The 704-nt window shown below is 55.1% G+C and carries 1 protein-coding gene; it reads left to right on the top strand.

Annotation, left to right across the window (positions count from 1 at the left end; genetic code table 11):
* Positions 1-45: 45 nt before the first annotated feature.
* On the top strand, positions 46-704 hold a 659-nt coding region (locus ACFWW2_RS12150), incomplete at its 3' end, for an IS110 family transposase (RefSeq protein WP_393928343.1).

Raw genomic sequence — 704 nt, 5'->3', positions numbered from 1 at the left:
GTCAAATTTCGAAAGAAGCTCTCCCGACCTCGGTTTCGAAAGTTCATGGAATCCCAACCCGCAAGTATCGTTGTTTTTGAAGCTTGCGGCGGTGCTCATTTCTGGACGCGGGAGATTCAGGAACTTGGACATGAGGCAAAGCTGATTGCTCCACAATACGTGAAGCCATTCGTCAAACGGCAGAAGAATGATGCGGCTGATGCTGAGGCGATTGTGATTGCGGCGCAGCGCCCGGAGATGCGGTTTGTGGAACCCAAAAGCAACGCGCAAATCGCACGAGGTGTTGTGTTCCGTTCACGCGACCGTCTGGTGCGCCAGCGCACTGAACAGATCAATGCGCTGCGATCGGTTCTTTATGAACAGGGCCAGGTCTTTCCGACCGGCGTCCATCAGATGAAGAAGATCGCAGCGTTCCTGCAACAGGCCGACAACGGCTTGCTTGCTTTGGTTCGGGAGGAGTGTGAGGAGCTGCTCACTGCCATTGACGATCTTACGATCCGGATTGACACGAAGACGACCAAGCTGAGAAAGCCATCTCAGCAGTCAGAGATATCCCGGCGGCTTCAAACGATACCCGGCGTTGGCCCACTCACTGCCATGGCGGTAGAGGCCTTCGCACCGTCCATGGATATCTTTAGATGTGGACGAGACTTTGCCGCATGGCTCGGACTGGTGCCCAAGCAGCATTCATCGGGGGGCAAAGA

Source organism: Yoonia sp. R2-816, assembly GCF_046762905.1.
Lineage (GTDB): Bacteria > Pseudomonadota > Alphaproteobacteria > Rhodobacterales > Rhodobacteraceae > Yoonia.
This window is presented reverse-complemented; position numbering and strand designations above follow the sequence as displayed.